The 1179-nt window shown below is 35.6% G+C and carries 1 protein-coding gene; it reads right to left on the bottom strand.

The features are described 5' to 3' along the window. A partial coding sequence (locus J2T59_RS10190) for an IS256 family transposase (protein ID WP_259135833.1) occupies positions 1–1091 on the bottom strand: 1091 nt, incomplete at its 3' end. Positions 1092–1179: the final 88 nt, after the last annotated feature.

The raw sequence follows: 1179 nt of genomic DNA, 5'->3' as shown, positions 1-1179 counted from the left end.
AACCATTCTTCGTTCATATCTATTAGTATCGAAACACCCAATCTCATCAATGCTTCCTGATTTGGGAATGCACCTACTACTTTGCTTCTTCTTTTCAACTCTTTATTTATTCTCTCCATTATATTTGTTGTTCTAATTCGCTTCCAATGCTCTTCCGGAAATGCTTGATAGTTATTCAAACTATCTTTGAACCTCTCTATTGTATCTGCTGCTTTCCTAGCTCCTGGCACATCCATTTCATGTACCAGTTCAGGTATTTTGCTTGCATCTTCAAGTATCTCTTTAAGCCTTTCAGTTACCTGTTGATGTTGTTTTTTTGGTACCTTTTTCAATACTGTTCTGATGAAATGTACATGACACATTTGCCAACTTGAACCTATGAATGAAGTTTGAATTGCTTTCTGTATTCCTTTATGTCCATCTGACACTACCAACTCTACTCCTCTTAATCCCCTTTCTTTTAGTTCTGAGAAGAAATCTTCCCAGAACATTGCATCTTCACTATCCGCAATTCTTGCACCAAGTATCTCTCTGTATCCTTGTTCATTGACTCCTGCTACAATAAACATTGGTTTATTGAGATACCTTACTCCCTCCCTTATCTTGAAATAAGTTGCATCTACAAACAGATATTTCATTTCAGATTCAATTGGTTTATTCAAGAATTCGTTTACCTTTTCATCTAATTCCTGAGCAATCCTTGAAACTCTTGACCTTGATATATTTTCTACACCCAATTGTGTAATTATCTTTTCAACTTTTCTTGTTGAAACGCCCTGAATATACGATTCTACAATTGCATTCTCAATCGCTTTTTCTGTTCTTGAATATTTATCAAATACTTTAGTTTCAAATGGGAACTCTCTAAACTGTGGTTTTCTTAACTCTAGTTCACCATGTCGGGATGTGAGGGTTCTATTCCTGTACCCATTCCTTAGAGCCTTTCTATACTCTGTTCTTTGATACTTTTGAGCACCTGATTGTTCAAATGCCTCCTGTTCCATAACTCTGTTAAGGAACCAGGTCAGAAGAGGTATCAATGCATTTTTCTCATCGTTAAGATAATCAGTGATTAGATCATATATGTTCATGTCCTGTACCTTCCTTTTGAGGTTTTTCATCGAACTCTAATAAGGTACAGGACTAATTATAATTTTACAGCAATTTAGTGACGCTATC

The sequence above is a fragment of the Methanosalsum natronophilum genome (assembly GCF_024808815.1).
In the GTDB taxonomy this organism is placed as follows: domain Archaea; phylum Halobacteriota; class Methanosarcinia; order Methanosarcinales; family Methanosarcinaceae; genus Methanosalsum; species Methanosalsum natronophilum.
Note: the sequence above shows the minus strand (reverse complement) of the source record. Positions and strands in the feature narration are given on the sequence as shown.